This is a genomic window from Maricaulis sp. (assembly GCF_048270265.1).
Taxonomy (GTDB): domain Bacteria; phylum Pseudomonadota; class Alphaproteobacteria; order Caulobacterales; family Maricaulaceae; genus Maricaulis.
This window is the reverse complement of the sequence record NZ_JBLWTD010000019.1, coordinates 35,913-58,781: the sequence shown is the minus strand read 5'-3', so window position 1 is coordinate 58,781 and position 22,869 is coordinate 35,913. Positions and strand designations below refer to the sequence as shown.

Here is a 22,869-nt window from a genome sequence, read left to right as displayed (position 1 = left end):
TGTCGAGACTTACGACATCAGCACCCGCCGCAAGTTCAAGTGCGCGGCCTGTGGCCACCAGTTCTCGGTTACGTCCGGCACCATCTTCGCCAGCCGCAAAATGGACTTCACCGATCTGCTGGCCGCGATCTGCCTGTTTGTGAATGGCGTCAAAGGTATGAGCGCGCTTCAAATGAGCCGCGATCTGGACGTCCAGTACAAGACGGCCTTCGTGGTGATGCACAAGCTGCGCGAAGTTCTGGCCGCTGAAATGCGTGGCCTTGAGCTGGCCGGTGAAGTCGAAATCGACGGCTGCTATATCGGTGGCCACATTCGCCCGTCAAACCTGAAAGAAGACCGCGTGGACCGCCGCAAAGCTATTCACCAGACCGGCACCCGCCGCGTTGTGGTGGCCCTGCGTCAACGTGGTGGTCGCACCCTGCCTTTCATCGCAAAGCGCGAAGGGGAAGGCGTCCAGATTGCCTCGCGTATCGTGGCGACCGGTTCAACGATCTTCGCCGACGAGGCCGCACATTGGGATGATCTGGTGCGTGACTTCCCTATGGGCCGCATCAACCATTCCGAGGCGTACAGCCGTCACGGCAAGCACACCAACAACGTCGAGAGCTTCTTCTCTCGCCTGCGCCGCATGATCCGTGGCCAGCACCACAAGGTCAGCCCGCAATACCTGCACCAGTACGCCAGTGAGGCAGCTTGGAAAGAAGATCACCGCAGCGTTGCCAATGGCGCGCAGGCTGGCCGGGTTATCTCGCTGGCAATGGCTTCACCAGTCAGCCGTCAGTGGGCAGGCTATTGGCAGCGGGCGGCATAAAAAAGGCCCGGTTTCCCGGGCCTTCAGAGAGGTTACAATGATCGAATTTCGTCGTCTCCGAGTGGAGCTTGTTTTCTTGGTAGCACGATTATTTCGTGTCGAGATCGACCTTCACAGGATGCCTGGCTAGCGGGATGACATCAGGCTATCCAGCGTGTTGGGGTACTTTATCTCGCCGTGCTTGGCGTAGACCTTGGTCGACAAGTTCACGACGAGCAGCGTGTCGCTCGCGGCCATTTCTGTTTCAAAATAGATCGCGTCCGCGAGAGACCCGGCTGTGCGGTTCGCTTCGATAATGAAAAACGACGTTGTTTCGTCCCAGCTTTTGGACGCGATTTCGCGAATCTTATCGACCATGCTCTGCCAGCGCTCTTGACGATTGCCGGTATCTTTTACGCGGAATGAGATAGCAAAAATTGCCATTATGTCAGGCCTCCTTGGGCCAGTTTTTAAACTGGACCGTGCTTGACACCGGAGTCCCCAACCATCATGGTCGGGGCGTTACAGCCGGAGTGTCCGCACACGGTCCATTCGTGGAGCGGACGCGAAAAGGCAAAGGGGGTGTCAGGGTGTAGGAGCCCTGACGCCTTCACTTTTACGCTCAACTAGGCATTAGGAAGTAAGCGTCCCGGAGAGTCAACGGGTAGCGCCGTTCTTGGTGTGTTCTCACAACATATGGTGAACATGCTACCGGAACCGCTTCGTCACGTCCTTAACGCGCAAGGCAACGTCCCTGACCCGCTCGTCAGTGGCTTCCCAGCGCATTGTTTCGATTACGGACAGGGCGATAGCCCGGTTACCCTCTGCACCGGCCCGCATAGCGTCACAGACCAGCGCCTTAAGCTGGCCGCGCGCGAATAGCTGGGTGCGTGGAGCCTCCCCGCCCATGATCCTGATCGCCGCCTCAATGGCGCGAAGATCGGACTGGGCGGACTTGATGGTGGCGCGCAATTCATCGCGCTTTGTGAGTAGAGCTTTCATGCCCGGAATCTAGCCGAGCCGGACGCTCAATTCACCCTGTCAGTTTGGTGCGCTTGATACATAAGACCGGGGATAGGCCCCTAGCCCGCATCAGCCTTCACGGCCGCCGCCGGCAGGAAGGCCCGCACCGTCTGCACCAGCACCACAATGCCGAACCCGCCAAAGATGATCGCCGGCAGGTCATGCGAGGCGATGCCGAGATCATTGCGGCAGAACATCAGCGCGAAGACGACGACGCCCCAGGCGGCGATGCCATTACGCAGCATGGAGCCGAGGCGGGAAAGGCGTGCGGGCATGATCGGGCTTTCATGATGGCCAGGCACCGATCAAGCCCCATGACAGCGGACGGGTCAAGCCGGGCGTCAGGACCTGGGTGACAGATGGATCAGCGTTGCAAAGGTGACGGCCACAAAACCAAGGAAAGAGAGTCCGAGGGTCCATGGAAGCCAGCGCTCGCCGGCCCAGAACAGGACCACCACCACCCCGACGAGCAGCAGCAAACCCAGGCCATAGGCCAGAATAACCTGCAGTGCAGCGCGCTCAGCCCGCACCAGATCCGGCGGGATCTGCCGGCGTGGCTCCGGGGGAATACTGATCGGTTTCCGGCTCATGATGCGAAACTAGCGCGATCAGAGCCGTCGGGCATGAGGGATTGCTCCGGGCCGCATCCCCTGCGGGACAGGGTCCGGAGCACAAACCCTACATGAACAGCGTCGCCGGATTCTCCAGCAGACCCTTGACCCGCTGGATCAGCATGGCGGCGTCATAGCCGTCGACGATGCGGTGATCGAAGCAGGAGGAGAGATTCATCAGCTTGCGCGGCACGACCGAGCCTTCGGCATTGTAGCGCGGCAGGGTCTGCATCTTGTTGACGCCGATGATCGCGACTTCCGGGGCATTGAGGATCGGCGTGGTGACCAGGCCGCCAACGGCGCCGAGCGAGGTGATGGTGATGGTCGAGCCGGTGAGTTCGTCCTTGGAGGCCTTGCCGGCCTTGGCGGCGGCGGCGAGACGGGCGAGCTCGGCAGCGATCTGCCAGATATCGAGCGCTTCGGCGTGCTTGATCACCGGCACCATCAGGCCATTGGGCGTCGCCGCGGCGATACCGCAATGCACACCCTGATATTTGGTCAGCAGCATGGCCTCGCCGTCGAAATGGGCATTGGCCTGCGGCGTCTCCGGCAGGGCCTTGGTCAGGGCCATGACGAGGAAGGGAATGAAGGTCAGCTTGGTCTGGTCGTCGGACTTCTTCGCATTGAGATGGGCGCGCAATTCTTCCAGCGCCGTGACGTCGATTTCCTCGACATAGGCGATGGAGGGAATGGTGCGCTGGGCGTGCGACATGTTCTCGGAAATGCGCCGGCGCAGGCCGATCAGCTTTTCCTCGGTCACCCCGGTGCGCGGGGCCCGCAGGCTCGTACCGCCGCCGGAATGGGCAACGAGACGGCCGCCCGAGGCGATGAAATCATCGAGATCATCATGGGTGATGCGGCCGGCCGGGCCGGTGCCGGGCACGGCGGCCAGATCGATTTCAGCTTCCAGGGCGCGCTTGCGCACGGCCGGGCTCGCCAAAGCGCGCTCGCCAACCGGGCGCGAGGCGACGGAGGGCGCCGGCGTTGACTTGGCGGTCTCGACCACAGGTGCGGGCGCGGTCTCGTCAATCTCAACCTTGGGGGCTTCGTCCTCGGCTGGAACGGCGCCGTCGACGGCGATGAACATGATCTCGGTGCCCACAGCGACAATATCGCCCGGCCCGCCGACCAGCTTGGTGACGGTGCCGTTGACGGCGCAGGGGATCTCGACGGTGGCCTTGTCGGTCATCACGTCGAGCACGTGCTGGTCTTCGGTGACGGTGTCGCCGACCTTCACATGCCATTCAACGATTTCGGCCTCGACAATACCTTCGCCGACATCGGGCATCTTGTAGCGGTATTCGCTCATGATCAGGCCTCCAGAACTTCGCGCATCGCGTTGATGAAACGCTGCGGACCGGGGAAATAGGACCATTCATGCGCGTGCGGATAGGGGGTGTCCCAACCGGTGACGCGCTTGATCGGAGCCTCGAGGGCAAAGAAACAGTCTTCCTGGATCTGGGCCGCCAGCTCGGCGCCGAAGCCCGAGGTGCGCGGGGCTTCCTGGGCGACGATGCAGCGCCCGGTCTTGTTGACCGAGGCGGCGATGGTCTCGATGTCATAGGGGACCAGGGTACGCAGATCGATGATCTCGGCATCAATGCCCGCCTGTTCCGCCGCCGCCAGGGCGACATGAACCAGGGTGCCATAGGTGACAATCGTCATCGCCGCGCCTTCGCGCACGATCTCGGCCTTGCCGATCGGCAGGCTGTAATGCGTCTCGGGGACCTCGCCCTTGGGGTGCTTGCCCCAGGCTTCCAGCGCCTTGCCGGCACCGCCGTCAAAGGGGCCATTATACAGACGTTTCGGCTCGAAGAAGACGATCGGGTCGGGGCTTTCAATCGCGGAGATCAACAGGCCCTTGGCGTCATAGGGATTGGACGGCATCACGACCTGGATGCCCGGGATCTGGGTGAAGAAGGCTTCCGGGCTCATCGAATGGGTCTGGCCGCCGCGGATACCGCCACCACACGGGGTGCGGATCACGACCGGTGCGGTATATGTGCCGGCGGTGCGATAGCGCAGCCGCGACAGTTCCGAGACGATCTGGTCAATGCCGGGAAAGATATAGTCGGCGAACTGGATCTCGGCGACGGGCTTGAGGCCATTGGCCGCCATGCCGATTGCCATGGCGACAATCGCCGCCTCATTGATCGGCGCGTCAAAACAGCGGTCGAGACCGTATTTCTCCTGCAGACCGGCGGTGACGCGGAACACGCCGCCGAAATAGCCGACATCCTCACCAAAGGTGAGCACGTTGGCGTCGCGTTCCATCATGTTGTCCATGGCCGAATTGAGGGCCTGGATCATGTTCATCTTGCTCATGGCCTAAACCCCCAGATCGCGGCGTTGACGGCGCAGGCGCCAGTCGGGCTCGGCATAGACATCCTCGAACATGGACTGCACCGGCGAAAGCGGGCCGTCATGCAGCGTGCCGAAGCTTTCGGCCTCCTTGTAGGAGGCGATCACGAGCTGATCGAGTTCCTTCTCCAGCGCCGCATGGCGCTCCTCATCCCACTGGCCCAGGCCGATGAGATGGTTCTTCAGACGCTCGACCGGATCGCCCAGCGGCCAGGCATCGCCCTCGCCCTTGGGACGGTAGCCGGACGGATCATCGGAGGTGGAATGCGCGTCGGCGCGATAGGTATAGCTCTCGATCACCGTGGCGCCATGACCGGCGCGGGCGCGCTCGGCCGCCCATTGCGTCGCGGCATAGACGGCGAGGAAATCATTGCCGTCAATACGCAGCGAGGCGAGGCCATAGCCGATCCCCTTGAGGGCAAAGGTCTGGCTTTCGCCGGCCGCCATGCCCTGGAAGGTCGAGATCGCCCACTGGTTATTCACGACATTGAGGATGACCGGCGCCCGGTAGGTCGAGGCCAGGGTCAGCGCACCGTGGAAATCGCCTTCGGCGGTGGAACCATCGCCGATCCAGCTCGCCGCGATGCGGTTTTCGCCCTTGTACTGGCAGGACATGGCGTAGCCGACGGCCTGCGGGAATTGTGTCGTCAGATTGCCCGAAATCGAGAAGAAATTGCCCTCGGCCCAGCTGTAATGCACCGGCAGCTGGCGGCCCTTGAGATTGTCGCGGCTGTTGGAGATGCAATGGCACATCATGTCGACGATATCGCGGCCGCGGGCGAACAGGATGCCCTGCTGGCGATAGGAGGGGAACACCATGTCGGCCTTGTCGAGCGCCATGGCGGCGGCGACGGCAACGGCCTCCTCGCCCATGGATTTCATGTAGAAGCTCATCTTGCCCTGGCGCTGCAGCTTCTGCATCCGCTCGTCATAGACGCGGGTCAGCACCATGTGGCGCAGGCCCTGGCGCAGCAGCTCGGGGTCGAGCTTGGGATCCCATTCGCCGACGGCCTGGTGATTATGGTCCAGGACCCGGATCAGGCCGGTCGCAAGATCAACGGTCTCCTGTCCCGCAATCGAGGGATCGGGACGCCGGGCCGTGCCGGCCGGCGGGATCTCGATATGGGAGAAGTCAGGCGTATCGCCGGGACGCGCATGCGGCGCCGGAACGTGAAATCGGGGATCAGTGTGTGCCATGAGCTCTCGCTGAAAACATCGGCATGACTTGCCTGGGAATACACGCGCATGACTGGATGCGTGCGTGGGCGTCTAACGCGGAAGCGCCTACCTTGTCTACTACTGGAACAAGGTGCCATTTCCGGGTTTGTTTTCGCAGAAATGTAGACTAATTTCCTCCAAATAGTGAAATTGAGGGAAAAATGCTCGCCAACCTTGATCTGATTGACGTCCGCATTCTCGAAGCGCTGCAGGAAGACGCAGGCCGCTCGGTCGCCGACATCGCCGAAATTGTCGGGCTCACTCCCTCGCCCTGCTGGCGCCGGATTCGCCGGCTCGAGACCGAAGGCATTATCAAGCGCCGCTCGGTCCAGCTCGACCGCCGCGCCCTCGGCCTGATGTTCACCGCCTATCTGGAAGTGAAGATCTCGCCGGCGCGCAAGGCCAATTACGTCAAGTTCGAAAAGGCGATCCAGAGCTTTCCGGAAGTCACCGAGGCCTGCATGATGACCGGCCCCTACGACTATCTGGTCAAGGTGGTGATGGCCGATATCGACGCCTATAACGAATTCATCTCCGAGCGCATGATCCCGCTCGATATCGTCGGCGATTTCCGCACTTCGGTGCAGGTGCGCAATATCAAGGACGGCAAGGGCCTGCCCCTGGGGCATATCCAGGGCTGAGACGGTTCGCTGCGCCTCTAGCGCAATCGCTGCATGCCCGGCCCGAAACCCTCGCTCGGGCGGGCTTCAAAGCCAAGGCCGGCATAAAAGCGTTCGCGCCCCTTGGCACACATCAGCATGACATGGGCATTCGGGAACTCGGCGTCGATACGCGCGAGCAGACGCTGCATCATGACTTTCCCGAGACCGCTGCCGCGCAGCTCCGGGGCGATGATCGCATCCTGGATATAGAGATAAAGCGGATCGCCGATCGCGCGAACGAAACCGGCAATGCGGCCATCACCGTCCAGCGCCGTGATGGCGAGCAGGGAGGCATCGAGCGCCGGCCCGGCTAGCGCGGGCGAGAGCTCGCCCCAGCCGCAATCGGCCCGCATCCGGATAAAGTCAGCGACCGGCGGCGGACGGTCCTCAAACCGGATTCCGTCCGCCGCCAGGCCGCTGTCGGTCTTCAAGGCTAGAGCCGCTCGATCGCCACAGCGGTGGCTTCGCCGCCACCGATGCAGAGCGAGGCGATGCCCTTGGTCTTGCCGTGCTTTTCGAGCGCGGCAATCAGGGTGACGATGACCCGGGCACCGGAGGCACCGATCGGGTGACCCAGGGCACAGGCGCCGCCATTGACGTTGACCTTGTCATGGCTGATGCCGAGTTCCTTCATCGCAATCATCGGGACGACGGCGAAGGCCTCGTTGATTTCCCACAGATCGACATCCTCGATCGTCCAGCCGGCGCGCTCGACGGCCTTGCGCATGGCAGGCACCGGCGCGGTGGTGAAATAGGCCGGCTCATGGGCATGGGCTGCGGTGGCAACGATGCGGGCAAGCGGCTTGAGACCGCGGCGTTCCGCTTCCGACTTGCGCATCAGCACCAGGGCTGCGGCGCCATCGGAGATGCCCGAGGCATTGGCGGCGGTGACGGTGCCGTCCTTGCCGAAGGCGGGGCGCAGGGACGGGATCTTCTCCGGCATGGCCTTGCGGGGCAGCTCATCGGTGTCGACCACGACATCGCCCTTGCGGGTGGTCAGGGTGACCGGGGTGATCTCGCGCTTGAAATCGCCATTCTTGGTCGCGCGCTGAGCGCGGGCCAGGGTTTCCAGCGCATAGGCATCCTGCTGTTCGCGCGTGAACTGGTGTTCCTGGGCGATCATGTCGGCATAGACGCCCATCGGCTTTTTCTCATAGGCGTCTTCCAGACCGTCCTGGGCCATGTGATCCTTGAGCACGTCATGGCCGTATTTCATGCCGGCGCGATGGGTCGGCAGCAGATGCGGCGCATTGCTCATCGATTCCATGCCGCCTGCGACGATGATATCGGCATCGCCGGCCAGCAGGGCCGAACGGCCCATGATGGCGGCCTGCATGCCCGAACCGCACATCTTGTTGAGCGTGGTCGCCTCGACCGATTTCGGAAGACCGGCCTTGATACCCGCCTGGCGCGCCGGGGCCTGGCCCTGGCCGGCACCGAGAACATTGCCCATGAAAATCTGGTCGACATCCTCACCGGCAACGCCGGCCTCTTCCATGGCGGCCTTGACTGCGATGGCGCCGAGTTCATTCGCCGACAGCGTCGTCAGTTCGCCGAGCAGGCCACCCATAGGGGTACGCGCCATACCGACAATGACGATTGGATCATCAACTGCACTCATCTGAAGTCTCCTCAGGGGCGGGTTCATGTGTAATTCTGGCGCGCATGATCAAAACATGCGGCACCGCGTCAAGTCTTTTCGCAGATGCAACATTGGCGTTGCGGACGCGGCCCCGGCGGCGAGCCTGGCTGGAAGCCCTGTGTCTGCTCACAGTTTTGATGATTTTCGCACTCGTGATTGGCACCGGCGCCGGTCTGTTCACATTTGCACGGCCCGCCGATTGGCCCGCCCTGATCATCACCGCGCTGATCGCCATCATCATTCCGGCGCTGGCCGAAGAGATGGTCTTCCGGGTCCTGATCGCCGGCCGGCGCGGCCGCTGGCGGGCGGGCCTGGCGCTGATCCTCTTCGTCCTCTGGCACCCGGCCCAGCTCTGGCTCGGCCTGCCCCTGGCCCAGCCCGTCTTCGCCAACCCCGCCTTCCTGACCATCACCGCAGCGCTCGGCCTTGCCTGCACGCTCAGCTGGCGCCGCTCCGGCTCGATCTGGCCGGCGGTGGCGATGCACTGGGCCGTGGTGGTGGTGTGGAAAGGGCTGGCGGGGGGCTGGAGCGGACGACCCGCAGCCGTCACACCGCCTCCCGCGCCGGCCGGCGCTGCAGCAGCAGCCGCAGGCAGAACGCGGTCTCGGCCAGGATCGTCAGGGCATAGGCCGGAGCAAAGGCTGTCGACCATTCCGGCGCGAGGAAACGCAATGTGCTGCCGGTGAGATAGACCAGGCCGGCCATCGCCAGCCCCGCACCAAACAGCTTCCCGAACAGGCCTGAGCGCCAGACCAGCACACCCATCATCACGCTGTTGACGCCGAAGAAGACCAGGCCGAGATCATAGCCATGGCCGTGCAGGTCAAGGAAAACCAGCGCGAGCGCGGGGGCATCGGCCATTCCGCCCGCACCGGACAGGATCAGCCATGCCGCCTGCAGGGCCATGAGATTGGCGGCGATCAGAACGGTCTGGATCAGCCGGAACACCATGGCCGAGAGCGCCAGCCCCGGCGCGGCCGCGCGGAAGATCAGATAAAGCAGGATCGCCAGCCCCGCATCGCAAAGCGCCATGACGAGATCGGCCGCGATCGCCAGCCGGAACTGGCCGGGCGCCGCCAGGATCGCTGCGGCGGTGCCATTGGCGTCGGTAAGATCGATCAGCGGGCCGCGCAGGCCGAGCTCGGCGCCGAGGCCGGCGATAATGATGATGAGGTAGAACAGGCCCGCCAGGCGCGCCCTGCGCGCGAGGTCGGGGGTCAGGGTGAGATGGGCCACGCGGGATATCCTTTCTTGAGCACTGGTCAGGCAGGCTTTGCCGGGGTTGAAACTGTGTGGACCGGGCCGGGATTGTTGGCACGCTGGCCGGCCCAGACCGAGCCGAGGACGATGGCTGCACCGAGCCCCTGCAGCAGTGACAGCGACTGGCCCAGCGCCGCCCAGCCAAGGATCACCGCCATCACCGGGCTCATCATTGCGAGCATGGAAACTGCGCCAGGGTCAAGCCGGGCGAGGCCGCGAAACCAGATCGCATAGGTCGCCGCGGCGCCGATCAGGCCCAGCCAGGCCAGACCGCCGAGATTGGCGAGGGTGGGCGGTGGCAGCGGCGGCTCCAGGATGAGGGCCAGCGGCAACAGCACCAGCCCCCCGGCAGTGAGCTGCCAGGCGGTGAAACTGAGCGCCGGGACAGGCGGCTGCCACTTCCGGCTCAGCACGGTGCCCGCCGCCATGGATGCCGCACCGCCCACCCCCGCCGCGATCCCGACCGGATCAAGCGCCGCCTCCGGGCCGATGAGCAGGAAGGCCACACCGAGAATGCCGCTCGCCGCCGCAGCAACGGCCCCCGCCCGCACCGGTGTGCCGAGCCAGCCACGAGCCATGAGGATGACCATCATCGCCTGCAGCGAGCCCAGCGTCGCGGCAACCCCGCCGGGCAGGCGGTAGGCGGCGACAAAGAGCAGCACCCAGAAGAGCGCGAAGTTGAAACTGCCCAGCAGGAAGACCCGCCCGAGCCAGGCGCGCGGCGGCAGGCTGCGTGTGACGGCCAGCAGCAACAGGCCCGCCGGCAGGGCGCGCAGTGCCGCGATGGTCACGGGATAGCCGGCGGGCATGAATTCGGTCGTGACGAGATAGCTGCTGCCCCAGACTGCAGGGGCCAGCGCCGTCAGTAGAATATCTCTGGTGCGTGACATGGGCCACATCTCCTGGTCAGGGTTCAGCGCAGCGCGTGACGCAGCTGCACTGCCAGTTCATCGCGCGATCCGTTGACGAGGCGGGTGCCGGTCTCGCGGATGATGAGGGCCGGGACGGAGCGGATCTGCTGCGCGCGGGCGAGCTGGCGGTCGGCCTCGACGGCGCGGGCGGTAGCCGGGTCGCTGAAGAAGCGGGCGAAGCCTCCCGCCTCCAGGCCGGTCTCGCGGGCCAGCTGGAGCACGGTATCGGGGTCGGCGATATTGCGGGCCTCGGCGAGATGCGCGCCCTGCAGCCGGTCAAACAGGTCCCAATGGGCACCCTGCCCGCCAAGCCGTTCGGCAGCCTTGCATGCCAATGCCGCCGTCATCCCGTGGGGATAGTCGAACGGGGCCGCGCGCATCGCCCCGATATCGATGAGTTCCGGCCGGTCACTCGCCTGGCGGCAGGCCGACCAGTGCCCGAGAATGGTCTCGCGGGCCTGAGCCGGCGCGCCCCAGCGCGCGGTCATCTCGGCCCGGCTCGCCTGCAGGACGAAGGTGTGGTGCCGGATATCGAGTTCGAATTCCGCCGCCAGGCTGCGCATCCGCGACGAGATGTTGAAACACCAGCAACACACCACGTCATGAAAGAAATCGATGGTCAGGGGGGCCGTCACGCCGCGTCCTCCTTCAGACTGACACCGGCCAGGCGCGCGGCGATCCGGGCGACATGCGCGCCCTGGAAGCGGGCACCGGCGAGGTCGATCCGTGTCGGTGCGCGCGAGCCGTCGGCCCCGGCGATTGTCCCCGCGCCATAGGGCGCACCGCCAATGATCCCGTCCGCCGAGGTCTGGCCGGCGAAGGTGTAGGGCATGCCGGCAATCAGCATGCCGAAATGCTGCAGCGGGATCTGGGTGGAGAGCAGGGTGGCCTCGTGACCGCCATGCTGCGAGCCGGTGGAGGCGAAGACCGCCGCGACCTTGCCGACAAGCGCGTTGCGCGCCCACAGCCCGCCCGCCTGGTCGAGGAAGGACTTCATCTGCCCGGCCATCATGCCGAACATGGTCGGCGTGCCGAAGATGATGCCGTCATAGTTTTCCAGGTCAGCGGGCGTGGCGAGCAGAGTGTCGTCGTCGATGAAGCCCGCCTTGCGCCGGATCTCCTCGGGGACGGTTTCGGGGACTCGGCGCAGATCGACCCGGGTGCCGGGCACGCTGCGGGCACCATCGACCTCGGCCTGTGCGAGGGTGCGCACATGGCCATAGCTGGAATAGTAGAGAACAAGAATCCGGGTCATCGGAATGGACCTTTTTGTTTCGGGGATCATTGGATCGGCAGCGCGATCGGCCGCATCGGTGCGGCATCGGCGCCGCGCAGCTTCAGCGAACCGCCGATGAAGGCGAACTCGTAGCGGCGCGCCTCGGCGAGGCCTTCAAGATTGACGAGCTCCATGATCGGAACTCCCATCTGCGCCAGCAGATAGGTGTGGACGGGCACGTAATTGCCGTCGATCTCGGAGGGGAAGACCTCGAAGCTGAGATTGTCGGCCCCGACGATCATGGCGCGCGAGTCCTCGGCGAGGAAACGGGCGGCCTCGAGCCCGAGGCCCGGCGGGTTGTCCATATAGCGGCGGGCGTCTTCATAGAGCGCCATGCGCCCGGTCCGGATCAGCACGACATCACCGGCCTGGAGCTCGACGCCCTGGCGCGCGAGCGCACCCTCGAGGTCCGCGCGGATCACACGGTAGCCGGCGGGCAGCATGTCGACACCCTTGAAGGCGGCGACATCAATCATCACGCCCCGCGCCACGATCGGCGGGATGGTTTCGGCACCCGTCACCTGCCAGCCCGTATCGCCGAGATGCGCGTCAGCGCTGAAATGATTGTAGATCTCGCCATCGAGGCCGAAATGATTCAGCGCGTCGATATGGGTTCCCGTGTGGGTGTACATCGAGACCGCCGAGCCGCTGTAGCTGACATGGCGATTGGCCGCCTCGCCCACCTGCAAGGGGTCGTCATTCACCGTCCCCCGCGGCGTGTGGGTCATCCAGATCTGGTAGCGGGGATCGCCGGCGGCATGCCATCCGGGCATGCCGATGAAATACTCCACGGAGAGGTCATAAACGGTACCACCGGTAATCCGGGACAGGATGGAGGCGCGCGAGCGCTCCGTCATCAGATTGAGCGCGCCGAGCTGGTCGCCCGGGCCCCAGGGGCTGGTTCCGACCGTGGCCGGCGTTTCGGCGACGGCGGCCGGAAGGGACAGGGCCAGGCCCAGAGCGAGGGGCAAGAAGGGTCGGGTCTGCATCGAAATCTCCCTGGCAGGTTTGACATGCCCGGGAGCGTGCAGCGGCAGGCGGCCGGGAATAACCGGGCCGCTTTGATTTCATTCTTTACGCTGGTTGAATAATCTCAGGACCGCAGTGCGGCGCGCAACTGGTCGAGAAAGGCCGTGACCTTCGCATCCATCCCGAGCCGCGAGGCGGTGACGGCGAAGACCTGCGGCGCCGGCAGCTCCCAGTCCGGCAGCACGCGCACAAGCTCGCCGCGCGCTTCGGGGGCGTTCGAGACAAAGTCCGGCAGGGTGCCGATGCCCTGCCCCGCGATCAGCAGGTCGCGCAGCACGAGACTGTTGCCGACCCGGACCTTGGGGTCGAGTTCGACGGTGTCCGTGCCCGAAGGCCCATGCAGGGTCCAGGAGGTGAGATGATCGGCGAGCAGGAAGCCGATCACTGCGTGCTGCGCAATGTCCTGCGGCGCCTTGGGGTGGCCGGCCCGTTCCAGATAGGCGGGGGCCGCGAAAATCCTCTGCCGCACCGTGCCGAGCTTGCGTGCCACCAGCGCCGAATCCGGCAGGGCGGCGCGGATACGGATCGAGACATCAAACCCGCCCTCGACCATGTCGACCACACGGTCATCAAGCGAGAGGGTGAGCGAGAGATCCGGATAGCTGTCGCGAAAGCCCGGAAGCATGGGGGCAATGACCGTCTGGCCGAAGGAGGCCGGGGCGTTGACCTTGAGATGGCCGCGCACGGCACCGGTGCCCTCGCGAATGCGCGTCTCGACCTTGGTCACGGCGTCGAGAATGCTGATCGCCTCGTCATAATACAGCCGGCCGGCATCGGTCAGCGACATGGAGCGGGTCGTGCGCGTGAGCAGGACACTGCCAAGGCTTTCCTCGAGCAGCTTGATCTCGCGGCTCAGAAGCGCCGGCGAAACGCCAAGATCCTCCGCCGCGCGGGCGAAATTGCCGCGCTCGACGATGCGGCGGTAGGCGTGCATGACGGAAAGCTTGTCCATTGCGGGCAGACACTCGGTCAGATTGATAGCCAGTCCCGTCGGGGCAGGACTTCGACCGGGTAGCACAAATCCCGATGCTCCGCGAATGGGTTGGCCCCAGCGGGCGTGACACCTACCCGATCAGCCGGTACCCGCTGCTCGCCGCTGCTGTCGCACTCGTCTTCGCGATCCAGCCGCCGCCCAGAACCCGGCCATCATCCTCGACCGAGTAGAAGACGCAGGCCTGGCCGGGAGCCACGCCTTCCTCGCCGCCGGGCAGGACGACACCGATCTCATCACCATCGACCGAAAAGGCCGCATCCACCGGCGGGCGGGTCGAGCGGACTTTTACCCGCACGGGGACGCCGTCTGCCAGGGCTTCATCGCCGAGCCAGTTGATGTCTTTCAGCGTGATGCGATCAACCGCCAAAGCCTCGCGCGGGCCGACCACGACCCGGGCCGTGGCGGCATCGAGCTTGACGACATAGAGCGGATCACCGATCGCGATCTTGAGACCGCGGCGCTGGCCGACCGTGTAGTTGATCACGCCTTCATGCGTGCCCAGAACGGTACCGTCGACATGGACGATCTCGCCGGGGCGCGAGACGCCGGGGCGGATTTTCTCGACGATATCGACATAGCGTCCCTGGGGCACGAAGCAGATGTCCTGGCTGTCCGGCTTGTCGGCAACGATCAGGCCGAAGGCCTCGGCCAGCTGGCGCGTCTGGTCCTTGTCGAGATGGCCGAGCGGGAAGCGCAGGAAATCGAGCTGTTCCGGCGTCGTCGCAAACAGGAAATAGGACTGGTCCTTGCCGGCATCATGGGCACGGCGCAATTGGGCGCCATTCGGCCCTTCGACGCGCTGGATATAATGGCCCGTCGCCATGCAGACGGCACCGAGCTCGCGCGCGGTCGTCAGAAGGTCGGCGAACTTGACGGTCTGGTTGCAGCGCACGCAGGGGATGGGCGTGAAGCCGGCCAGATAGGTATCGGCGAACTCCTCGATCACCGCTTCGCGGAAGCGGCTTTCATAGTCGAGCACGTAGTGGGGGAAGCCGCATTCCTCGGCGACGCGCTTGGCGTCATAGATATCCTGGCCGGCGCAGCAGGCGCCCTTCTTCTTGATCGCGGCACCATGATCATAGAGCTGCAGCGTCACGCCGACGACATCATAGCCGGCGCGGTGCAGTACGGCCGCTGTGACGGAGCTGTCGACCCCGCCCGACATCGCCACGACGACCCGGTGATCGGCGGGATTGCCGCCCAGGCCGAGCGGATCGCCGGCGAGGTCAAAATCGGAAAGAAGCGCATCGGCGCGCGCCATGGCGCGGCCGGTATCTGTTGCAGTCATATTCGCCTCCAGCGGGGTCAAGGCCCGCAGCAAACGGTTGAAGTTGGCGGAGGCTTACCTCAAAAAGTTCAGCAGTGAAACCTGTGTCAGCGAGGCGAAGGTCTTGGCCGAGACGTCGAGGGCGTTCTGGGCCGACTGAAACCGGGTCGCGGCCTCGGCCATGTCGACATCCTCGATATCGCTGATCATGCCGGTGAGGAAATCCTGCTGGTCGCGCTGGGCCTGCAGGGAGCTCTCGATCTGGGACTGGGCAACACCATTCATCCCGACCACGGCAATGATCCCGTCCTGGGCAGCGACGATGTTCTGCAACTCGCCGACGACGAAGGCCTGCTGCGCATCGGTCATCGGATCGACAAAGGGGCCGTTCGGCCCGGCCTCGAATTCGGCAATGCGCTTGAACGAGGCCATGATGTCGGTCGCGATATCGCTGGCGAGACGCCCGACCGTGACCGTGGTGTTCTCGTCGACCTGGACGGTCGGGGCGAGACTGTTGTTCTGGAAGGCGTCGGCCACGTCCGGCAGGGCCGCCAGCTCGGACAGCGAGCTGATCGTCATCGGGATGGTGTCATCCCGGGTGCCGCCAAACATATAGGCTCCCAGATGCTGGCTGTTGAGGGCATTGATGGCGCCGTAAAACGCGTCGGAGATCTCCTGCATCATGAAGGTGCCGTCCTTGGAGGTCATGGCCGAACGCAATTCGCCCACGGAATCGGACAGGCGCTCCAGCGCGACATTCTGTGCCTCAAGACGGGTGGCCGAACGCACCGCCGCTTCCTCATAGGCGACCGAGCGCGACAGGGCCCCGCGGCTCGCGGCAATGGTCTCGGCCTGATAGCCGACGCCCTTGAGGTCGGTGGCCTTCTTGCCGGTGCTGAGTTCCTGCTGCGCCTGGAACAGGGATTGCTGAGCGCGCATCAAGTCCAGCAGGGCCGATTGCGAAGCGCCAAATGTCGATATTCGCGTCATGATTCAACCACTTCCTAGACAATACCCATGAGGGTGTCGGTCATTTCCTTGGCCGCCTGCAGCATTCTCGCCGAGGCGTTATAGGACTGCTGATACAGCGTCATCGAGGCGAGTTCCTCATCGAGGCTGACCCCCTCGACATTGGACCGCTTGGTTTGTGCCGTCGAACGCAACACCTCGGCGGACGCCGCTTCGCTCTCGGCCCGTGCGGCCCGGGAGCCGACGCTGCCGGCCAGTCGTGCCGAATAGTCCTGCAGGCTGGAATTGGTCGCATTGATCGCACCCGCCGCATCAAAGCTGCGCGTGGTGGTCATGGCGTCCTGGAGCAGCTGGCCGCCGCGGCCATCGCCGGAGGAGAGCACGATATCACCGGCAACGGTCGCCGCGTCGATATCGAGTTGCCCCAGCGCCAGGCGCGATGAATCCGAGCGCACCGAGGCATTCACGGAAAAGATTTCCGCACGCCCGGCTGTGGCCTGAAGTCCGAGCCCGAACAGGTTGGAGAAGGACAGGCCGGTGCTGCCCCGCAATGTGTCGTCCGTGATGATATCGACCTCGAATTCGCCATAGCCGGTCTTTGGCACCGAGGTCAGCTGGCCGTCACTGTCGAGGGAATAGGTGGCATAGCGGCCGAGCCCGGTCGTCGGATTGTTCAGGGCCGTCACGACATCGGCGAAGGTTTCGCCCGTCACCATCGGTATATTGACCGTGCCGGCCGAGCGGCCATCCGGGGTTGTGACCTCGAAGGTCAGCGAGGTTCCGGTGGTGAACTGATGCGTGTCGGCACCCGTCAGGCCGGTTTCGAAAAAGCCGGGGCGGGTCGAGGAGATCAGGTCGTTGAGCCCGAAGAAATGCGCAAAACCGCGCCCGGCGCGGTCACTGGGCGCGCTGGCATCCTGCAGTGTCGCCAGACCATTGCTGGCCGAACTCGCGGCCAGGGTCAGGGCTCCATTGGTGAAGCTCGCCGTGCCGTCGCCGCCCAGCGCGGCATTGATCGCCGTCGTCAGACTGCCAACCGTGGTGCCCAGCGCGACGCCCGCGCCGCCATCGACGCTGAGTGTGCCGGCGTCAAAATCAATATCGATACGCTTGACCAGGCCGCCCGCAGCATCGGTCACCGCCAGGGTGGTGGCGCCGGTAAATCCGTGCAGATCCGTGGCAACCAGCCCGGTATTGCGACCGGCCAGGATCTGGGGGGCGGGATAGGCGACCGCGTCATTGTGCGCCTTGTTGAGCGCGTCGGCCGCGCCGGCGGTGAGTTCTGCCAGCTCATTGGCAATGTCCGGCAGGGTCTGGTCACGCAGTTCCAGCAGGCCGGCGAGCTTGCCGCTGTCGATATGACCGCTCAGCGAAGTGGGCTGGCCATTATTGGCCGGCTGCACATAGATCTCGCCATAGGCGACCCCATAGGCACCGCTGCCGGCGGCGACATATTCGAGCTGGGTGATGCCGGTCTCGACCAGGGCGACACCGTCGCCGGTGCGCACAACGAGACGACCGTCCGACTTGGTCTCGGTGCGGATATCGATATAGCCGGCCAGTTCATCGAGCAGTTCCGACTGCCGGTTGGCAATGCCGGAGGTATCACCGCCCGCAACGCTGACGCTCTGCATGCTGCCATTGAGCTCGCTGAGCTCGCTGAGAATTTCATTGGTCCGGTGTACGGCGGCCTGGATCTGGGTATCGGCATCCTTGCGTTGGGCCGTCAGCATTTCCGACAGGCGCCCGGCTTCATTGAAGAAGGCTTCCAGATCGGCGGCTGCGGAAAGTCGCGCCACCGATTGAGACGGGTCGACCGTCGCCTGGGACAGGCTCGAGAAGGCACGGCTCAACCGCGCGAACATCGAGCCCTCATCGTCGAGCTTGCCGAATTGCGACTGTACCTGGTTGAGGCCGTCAGCCTGGATCGTGGCGCTGGCCGCGGAGCTGATCGCGCCAATCGACGCGGCCTGGAGATAGACGTCGGCGATGCGCGAAATGCCCAGAACCTCGACGCCCATGGCAACGCCGCCGACATTGCGCGCCTGCAGCACGGGCTGGGTGCGCGCATAGCCGGGCGTGTTGACGTTGGCGACATTGTTGGAGGCCGCATTGAGGGCCGCCTGACTCGCCGTCAAACCCGACAGGGCATTCCCGATAATACCGTTCAGCGACATCTTGCCATCCTCATTCGATTGCCGATTTTGAAGCTCAGCCGGTCAATTCTGCCGACATCACGGCAAGGCTTGCCGGGCCGGAATGCTGTTTGCGCGCCCCGCCGAGGACGGAGACTTGATGTGCAACAACCTGTTTTCGCTTCAATAATCATGCAATTCCGCGTCTTTCTGACATCCGGAGCCCCAGGAGGCCCTGCAAGGTTAATCGCAAGCCGCGGGCCAAGTCGGCGGAACACCACGTCAAAGCGGCAGGCGGCCGCTTTCCGCCGCATGACGGCCTTGCCCTTCCGCCCGGCAGCTTCCGCCCACCACCGGGCACAAATCGCCGGGCCGAATGCGTCATTTACCTGTCTTACCTAGAAATTAATCTGACGTTTCAACGCACTAACCCATGCAGCCGGTGGCATGAAGCTTGCGGATCACTCTACCGACAAGGCACGCATTCAGTGCCGAACGAGTGGATAGAGTTCAACATGTCACCCAATGTTCCAGGCACAGACGTCAGCATGACGGCCATCCGGACGGAGTCGCACAAGCCGGCCCCGCGATCGGCGGCAGAGTCTGGCGAACCGGCCTTCGACGCACTCGTTGGACTCGCGGTGGCGGCCACGACCCCGTCCCGCTCCCGCCCGCCTTCACCGGCGGATGCTGGCCAGACGGCAGACCAGGGCGCGACGGACGGCCTTGCCGGTCTCGGTGCCGATGCGACCGGCGCAGGCCGGCCCGACGGCGCAGTTCCGCCCGCCGGCACGCCGGCAGCCAGCCAGCCAGCTGCGCCCGAAACAACGAACACCCCGCCCACGCCGGATGGCGCGGCGACGCCTGCAGCATCCGCACCGGAGCCGGGGATGACAGCCAATACGGCATCACCCGCCACCGGAGCACCGGCCACGGATCCCCGCGGTTCGGAGATGGCCGCCGCTGCGCCGGCACAGCCGGCCGCAGCACGCCCGGCCGTGAACCCGAATGCTTCCGGCGCCGTGCCCGGGAGCCAGGTGGCCGCGACCGCCGCCAAGCCCGCCAGTGCCAAGGCGCTCGCCGATTCCTCTGCCGCCAAGACCGAAGCCGCAGCAACCGCATCACCGGCCACTGCCACCGGGACCACACCATCCATCGACGCGCCCGGCATGGACCAGGGCGCACCGGCCGCCATGACCCTGCCAGGCGATACCGGAGGCGCGGCCGTTTCGCAGCCTCAGGAAACAATGTCGGCCGAGCCGCGCGCCGGGGCCCTTGCCCAGGCACAGGCATCGGAACAGACCCCGGGCCTGGCCCGTGCCGAGCCTCAGGCCCAGACCCAAGCGCAGGCGCAGGCGCAGGCCCAGGCGTCCGCGCCAGCCCAGCCCCAATCCCGGAACGCGGCCCCGACCGGAGCTGCCGAGCAGGCCATGCCTGAACCGGCCAGCCTCAAGGGCGATCAGCCGCCCGTGATGGCGACGCTGTCGACCGAGGATGCGACACAGCAGCCCGTTGTCGCGGCCAGCACGGCCGGCGCAGCGGCAGCCGCCGCCGTTCAGCCTGCCAGCCCCGAAGTGGCGGGCCGCCAATCCCACGCACGCCATGGCATGGACGAGCGCGACCGCGCCGGACCGGCCGCGCGCTCAAAGGGCAAATCCGCCGCGAGCCAGGCCGTACCGGCCAGCGCCCAGCCCCAGAACACCGGCGTCAAGCCACAGCCACAATCCGCCCCAGCCACCGGTTCCGCGTCACCGCTGCCGGATGTGACGGTGAATACAGGCGAACCCGCACCGGCCCAGACTGCGCCTTCCGCCGCTCTGGCGGCCGGGTCAGCCCGGCTTCCGGTGGTGACCGCAGACCCGGTAATGACCACCGGCACGGACACCACGGCAGCGGCGGCCAAGGCCGGGCAAACCACGACGGCGGACGCCGCCAATCCCAACTCACCGCGTTTCACGCCAGGCTCTGCCGCCCATCTCGCGGCGCAGATATCGCAGCGCTTCAACAATGGCTCGCGCGTGTTCGGCATCCGGCTTGATCCGGCCGAACTGGGCCGCGTCGATATCCGCATGGAGCTGACGCACAATAACCGGGTCCACGCCACCCTGACGGTCGAGCGCGGCGACACGCTGGCCGAGCTGCAACGCTCGACCCGTGATCTCGAGCGCGCGCTCAATGAGGCCGGGCTGGAACTCGCCGAGGACGGGCTGAGCTTCGAGCTCGGTGCCGGCAGCGGCGAACAAGACCCGGCCGAAGGCAAGACAGGCCAGCAATTCAATATCTATGGGCCGGACGATGGCGACGAGCAGATGCTCGCGGCCGAAATCGGCAGCGCCCCGGTCGATACCTACGGATTCCGACTGTCGCGACGCGATAGCGTCGATGTCAGGGTTTAGGAGAGAAGCACATGCCCAGTGAAATCAGTGCCATAACGGACTCGAGCCCGCAGCTCGCGAGCAGCCAGGCCAGCCTGGCGAACAATTACGAGATGTTCCTCTCCCTGCTCACATCGCAGATGAAGAACCAGGACCCGCTCGACCCGCTCGATTCCACCCAGTTCGTGGATCAGCTGGTTTCCTTTTCCGGGGTCGAACAGCAGATCGCCCAGAACCAGAATCTGGAAAGCCTGCTGATCCTCCAGTCGGCTACCGCGCAGACCTCGTCGGTGAGTTATATCGGACGTGTTGCGACCGCCGAGACGCCGCAGAGCCGCCTGCAAGGCGGCGCCGCCAGCTGGCAATACGAACTGCCGGAAAGCGCCAAGACCACCAGCCTGGTCATCAAGGATTCCAGCGACCGGGTCGTCTACCGGGGCTCCGGCGAGACGTCGACGGGCGTGCATGACTTCACCTGGGATGGAAAGACCACATCCGGCGCCGATGCGCCGGAGGGCATCTACACCATGGAAATCAGCGCGGTGGACGATGATGGCGGCTCGATCGCGGCCGAAATCCGCGCTTCCGCCCGGGTGACCGGAATCGACCTTTCAGGCTCCGAGGTCATGGTGGAAATGGGCGGCGTCGAAGTTCCGCTCTCCTCCATCCTCGCCCTGCAGGAATACCAGCAAGCAAGCTAAGCGGTCCCTGATCCGCACCGGATCGCCAGAATGGCGGACCGGCCTCACAAACCAGCAGAACGCTCCGGGAATAATCACAACAAGGAGCCTATCGTGAGCATCAATTCAGCCATGATCGCCGGCGCATCCGGTCTGATCGCAAACTCCAGCGCCCTCGCGGCCATTTCCGACAATATCGCCAATGTGAATACGGTCGGATACAAGCGCGCCAGCGCCGTTTTCACCCCGCTTTACCGTTCCCAGGGCACCGGCCAGCAATTCGCTGCCGGCGGCATCATGGGCTCGACCAAGCTGGAAATCAGCGAAGCCGGCCTGCTCGCCCCCGGCACCTCGGCGACCGATCTCGCCGTTTCCGGTGACGGTTTCTTCGTCGTCAGCGAGAACACCCGCGGTTTCACGACCACCGATCCGGTCGCCTTCACCCGCGCCGGCAGCTTCCATCCGGACTCCAACGGCTATCTGCAGAATTCCGCCGGTCTCTATCTCGCCGGCTGGCCGGTCCAGGCCGACGGCACGATCGATGCCGACCCGTCTGATCTGAGCTCGCTGGAAATCATCAATCCGGTCTCCGTCGGCGGTGCCGCTGAAGCCACCACCGAAGTCGGCCTCAGCGCCAACCTGCAATCAAGCCAGGCGATTTCGGCCTCCGAGGCGACCTATTCCGCAGCCGCCTCGGCGACAAACATGTCCTCAGGCGCCATTCCGGCCGATGTCGAATTCGGCATCCCGATCTATGATTCGCAGGGCTCCGTGCACACGATCACCCTGTCGATGCTGAAATCCTCGACGCCAAACCAGTGGCACGCCGAACTGCATGTCACACCGGCCAGTGAAGTCACCACCGGTGCCGGCCTGGTCGACGGCCAGATCGCGACCGGCGTCATCGCCTTCGACTCGAACGGTAATTTCGACGCCGCCAACAGCACCATCCCGAGCTCGCTCAGCTTCCTCGCCTCCAGCAACACCTCCGCCCTGGGCGCAACCAGCGTCCAGTGGGCCGCGGCCGAAGGCATCAGTGCACAGACCATCGATCTGGAGCTGGGCGGACCGTCCAGCGCCGGTGGCCTGACCCAGTTCGACAGCCAGAGCGCCCTGGCGGCCACCTCGGTCAACGGGACGCCCTTCGGTGATTTCTCCGGTGTCGACATCGATGCCAGCGGCATGGTCTACGCCAAGTTCACCAATGGTATCGTCAAGAAGATCTACCAGATCCCGGTTGCCACCTTCGCCAATGCCGACGGCCTGGAAGCCATTGGTGGCGGCGCCTATGGCGTCACCCGCGACTCCGGCTCCTACACGCTGAACACCGCAGGCATCGGCTCGGCGGGCAATCTCGCCTCGGCGACGCTGGAGAGTTCGAATGTCGATCTGGCAACGGAATTCACAAATCTGATCATCACCCAGCGGGCCTATTCGGCCTCGTCCAAGATCATCACTACCGCGGACGAAATGCTCAATGAAGCGATCAATATGAAGCGATAGACCGCTCCACAGCGGTAAGGCATTGACGGGTCCTGCCATGGCGGCAGGGCCCGTTTTTGTATGACCAAACCGGTCAATTTATATGAGCGCATTCGACTGGAGACGTTAAACCTAAATTTACCCAGTAGCTTAGGCTGATGTTAAAGCCCGCCCCGTATGTTGA

The 22,869-nt window shown here is 64.7% G+C and carries 23 protein-coding genes and 1 pseudogene; 6 read left to right on the top strand and 18 right to left on the bottom strand.

Features of this window, described 5'->3' with window-relative positions; all coding sequences use genetic code 11:
* Window positions 1–811 (top strand): IS1595 family transposase (locus ACN0YF_RS10905; protein WP_417494393.1); only part of this gene is annotated, 811 nt, incomplete at its 5' end.
* A 126-nt stretch (window positions 812–937) separates the two neighbouring features.
* Here ACN0YF_RS10905 and ACN0YF_RS10900 read toward each other — a convergent pair.
* From ACN0YF_RS10900 to ACN0YF_RS10870, 7 genes are all read right to left on the bottom strand, one after another.
* Entirely contained in the window at window positions 938–1,234 is a 297-nt protein-coding gene (locus ACN0YF_RS10900) for a hypothetical protein (RefSeq protein ID WP_417494392.1), read from the bottom strand.
* Between the two features lie 264 nt (window positions 1,235–1,498).
* Window positions 1,499–1,792 carry a hypothetical protein gene (locus tag ACN0YF_RS10895; RefSeq protein ID WP_417494391.1) on the bottom strand — a complete coding sequence of 98 codons (294 nt, stop codon included), beginning with the start codon at window positions 1,790–1,792 and terminating at the stop codon, window positions 1,499–1,501.
* 80 nt (window positions 1,793–1,872) lie between these two features.
* Window positions 1,873–2,088, bottom strand: a complete 216-nt coding sequence (locus ACN0YF_RS10890) for a hypothetical protein (RefSeq protein ID WP_417483387.1) — start codon at window positions 2,086–2,088, stop codon at window positions 1,873–1,875.
* Window positions 2,089–2,154: 66 nt separating this feature from the next.
* On the bottom strand, window positions 2,155–2,403 hold the full coding sequence (locus ACN0YF_RS10885) for a hypothetical protein (protein WP_417483388.1): 249 nt from the start codon (window positions 2,401–2,403) through the stop codon (window positions 2,155–2,157).
* 88 nt (window positions 2,404–2,491) lie between these two features.
* Window positions 2,492–3,733 (bottom strand): dihydrolipoamide acetyltransferase family protein, encoded by a 1,242-nt coding sequence (locus ACN0YF_RS10880; RefSeq protein ID WP_417494390.1) that lies wholly within the window; start codon window positions 3,731–3,733, stop codon window positions 2,492–2,494.
* Between the two features lie 2 nt (window positions 3,734–3,735).
* A complete protein-coding gene (locus ACN0YF_RS10875; protein WP_417494389.1) occupies window positions 3,736–4,749 on the bottom strand; it encodes an alpha-ketoacid dehydrogenase subunit beta in 1,014 nt (337 codons plus the stop codon).
* Between the two features lie 3 nt (window positions 4,750–4,752).
* Window positions 4,753–5,982, bottom strand: coding sequence for a 3-methyl-2-oxobutanoate dehydrogenase (2-methylpropanoyl-transferring) subunit alpha (locus tag ACN0YF_RS10870; RefSeq protein ID WP_417483391.1), 1,230 nt, complete (start codon window positions 5,980–5,982; stop codon window positions 4,753–4,755).
* 182 nt (window positions 5,983–6,164) lie between these two features.
* Between ACN0YF_RS10870 and ACN0YF_RS10865 the strand changes: the two genes are divergently transcribed.
* Complete coding sequence (locus ACN0YF_RS10865) at window positions 6,165–6,644, top strand: Lrp/AsnC family transcriptional regulator (RefSeq protein WP_417483392.1); 480 nt, start codon at window positions 6,165–6,167, stop codon at window positions 6,642–6,644.
* Window positions 6,645–6,661: 17 nt separating this feature from the next.
* Here the strand turns inward: ACN0YF_RS10865 and ACN0YF_RS10860 are convergent, their stop codons facing one another.
* Window positions 6,662–7,096, bottom strand: coding sequence for a GNAT family N-acetyltransferase (locus ACN0YF_RS10860; RefSeq protein ID WP_417494388.1), 435 nt, complete (start codon window positions 7,094–7,096; stop codon window positions 6,662–6,664).
* Window positions 7,097–7,098: 2 nt separating this feature from the next.
* Window positions 7,099–8,286 (bottom strand): thiolase family protein, encoded by a 1,188-nt coding sequence (locus ACN0YF_RS10855; RefSeq protein ID WP_417494387.1) that lies wholly within the window; start codon window positions 8,284–8,286, stop codon window positions 7,099–7,101.
* A gap of 44 nt (window positions 8,287–8,330) precedes the next feature.
* On the opposite strand from ACN0YF_RS10855, the pseudogene ACN0YF_RS10850 reads away from it, so the two are divergent.
* Window positions 8,331–8,789: pseudogene (locus ACN0YF_RS10850) on the top strand (type II CAAX prenyl endopeptidase Rce1 family protein); the annotation flags it as partial.
* Between the two features lie 64 nt (window positions 8,790–8,853).
* Here the strand turns inward: ACN0YF_RS10850 and ACN0YF_RS10845 are convergent.
* The 9 genes from ACN0YF_RS10845 to flgK all read right to left on the bottom strand — a co-directional run bounded on the left by ACN0YF_RS10845 (window position 8,854) and on the right by flgK (window position 18,190).
* Complete coding sequence (locus ACN0YF_RS10845) at window positions 8,854–9,543, bottom strand: DUF4386 domain-containing protein (protein WP_417494386.1); 690 nt, start codon at window positions 9,541–9,543, stop codon at window positions 8,854–8,856.
* A 26-nt stretch (window positions 9,544–9,569) separates the two neighbouring features.
* Window positions 9,570–10,457 (bottom strand): EamA family transporter, encoded by an 888-nt coding sequence (locus ACN0YF_RS10840; RefSeq protein WP_417494385.1) that lies wholly within the window; start codon window positions 10,455–10,457, stop codon window positions 9,570–9,572.
* Between the two features lie 23 nt (window positions 10,458–10,480).
* Window positions 10,481–11,113, bottom strand: coding sequence for a DsbA family oxidoreductase (locus ACN0YF_RS10835; RefSeq protein ID WP_417494384.1), 633 nt, complete (start codon window positions 11,111–11,113; stop codon window positions 10,481–10,483).
* Window positions 11,110–11,733, bottom strand: a complete 624-nt coding sequence (gene wrbA / locus ACN0YF_RS10830) for an NAD(P)H:quinone oxidoreductase (protein ID WP_417494383.1) — start codon at window positions 11,731–11,733, stop codon at window positions 11,110–11,112. Before wrbA ends, ACN0YF_RS10835 begins: the two co-directional genes overlap by 4 nt.
* Window positions 11,734–11,759: 26 nt before the next feature.
* A complete protein-coding gene (locus ACN0YF_RS10825; RefSeq protein ID WP_417494382.1) occupies window positions 11,760–12,743 on the bottom strand; it encodes a cyclase family protein in 984 nt (327 codons plus the stop codon).
* 104 nt (window positions 12,744–12,847) lie between these two features.
* Window positions 12,848–13,735, bottom strand: coding sequence for a LysR family transcriptional regulator (locus tag ACN0YF_RS10820; RefSeq protein ID WP_417494381.1), 888 nt, complete (start codon window positions 13,733–13,735; stop codon window positions 12,848–12,850).
* A gap of 112 nt (window positions 13,736–13,847) precedes the next feature.
* On the bottom strand, window positions 13,848–15,065 hold the full coding sequence (mnmA, locus tag ACN0YF_RS10815; RefSeq protein ID WP_417494380.1) for a tRNA 2-thiouridine(34) synthase MnmA: 1,218 nt from the start codon (window positions 15,063–15,065) through the stop codon (window positions 13,848–13,850).
* Between the two features lie 54 nt (window positions 15,066–15,119).
* A complete protein-coding gene (locus ACN0YF_RS10810; protein WP_417483404.1) occupies window positions 15,120–16,034 on the bottom strand; it encodes a flagellin in 915 nt (304 codons plus the stop codon).
* A 14-nt stretch (window positions 16,035–16,048) separates the two neighbouring features.
* Entirely contained in the window at window positions 16,049–18,190 is a 2,142-nt protein-coding gene (gene flgK, locus ACN0YF_RS10805; RefSeq protein ID WP_417494379.1) for a flagellar hook-associated protein FlgK, read from the bottom strand.
* 473 nt (window positions 18,191–18,663) lie between these two features.
* Between flgK and ACN0YF_RS10800 the strand changes: the two genes are divergently transcribed.
* From ACN0YF_RS10800 to ACN0YF_RS10790, 3 genes are all read left to right on the top strand, one after another.
* The gene (locus ACN0YF_RS10800; protein WP_417494378.1) at window positions 18,664–20,544 is read left to right on the top strand and encodes a flagellar hook-length control protein FliK; all 1,881 of its coding nucleotides are present in this window, start codon (window positions 18,664–18,666) and stop codon (window positions 20,542–20,544) included.
* An 11-nt stretch (window positions 20,545–20,555) separates the two neighbouring features.
* Window positions 20,556–21,224 carry a flagellar hook assembly protein FlgD gene (locus tag ACN0YF_RS10795; RefSeq protein ID WP_417483407.1) on the top strand — a complete coding sequence of 223 codons (669 nt, stop codon included), beginning with the start codon at window positions 20,556–20,558 and terminating at the stop codon, window positions 21,222–21,224.
* Between the two features lie 93 nt (window positions 21,225–21,317).
* Window positions 21,318–22,706, top strand: a complete 1,389-nt coding sequence (locus ACN0YF_RS10790) for a flagellar hook protein FlgE (RefSeq protein WP_417483408.1) — start codon at window positions 21,318–21,320, stop codon at window positions 22,704–22,706.
* Window positions 22,707–22,869: the final 163 nt, after the last annotated feature.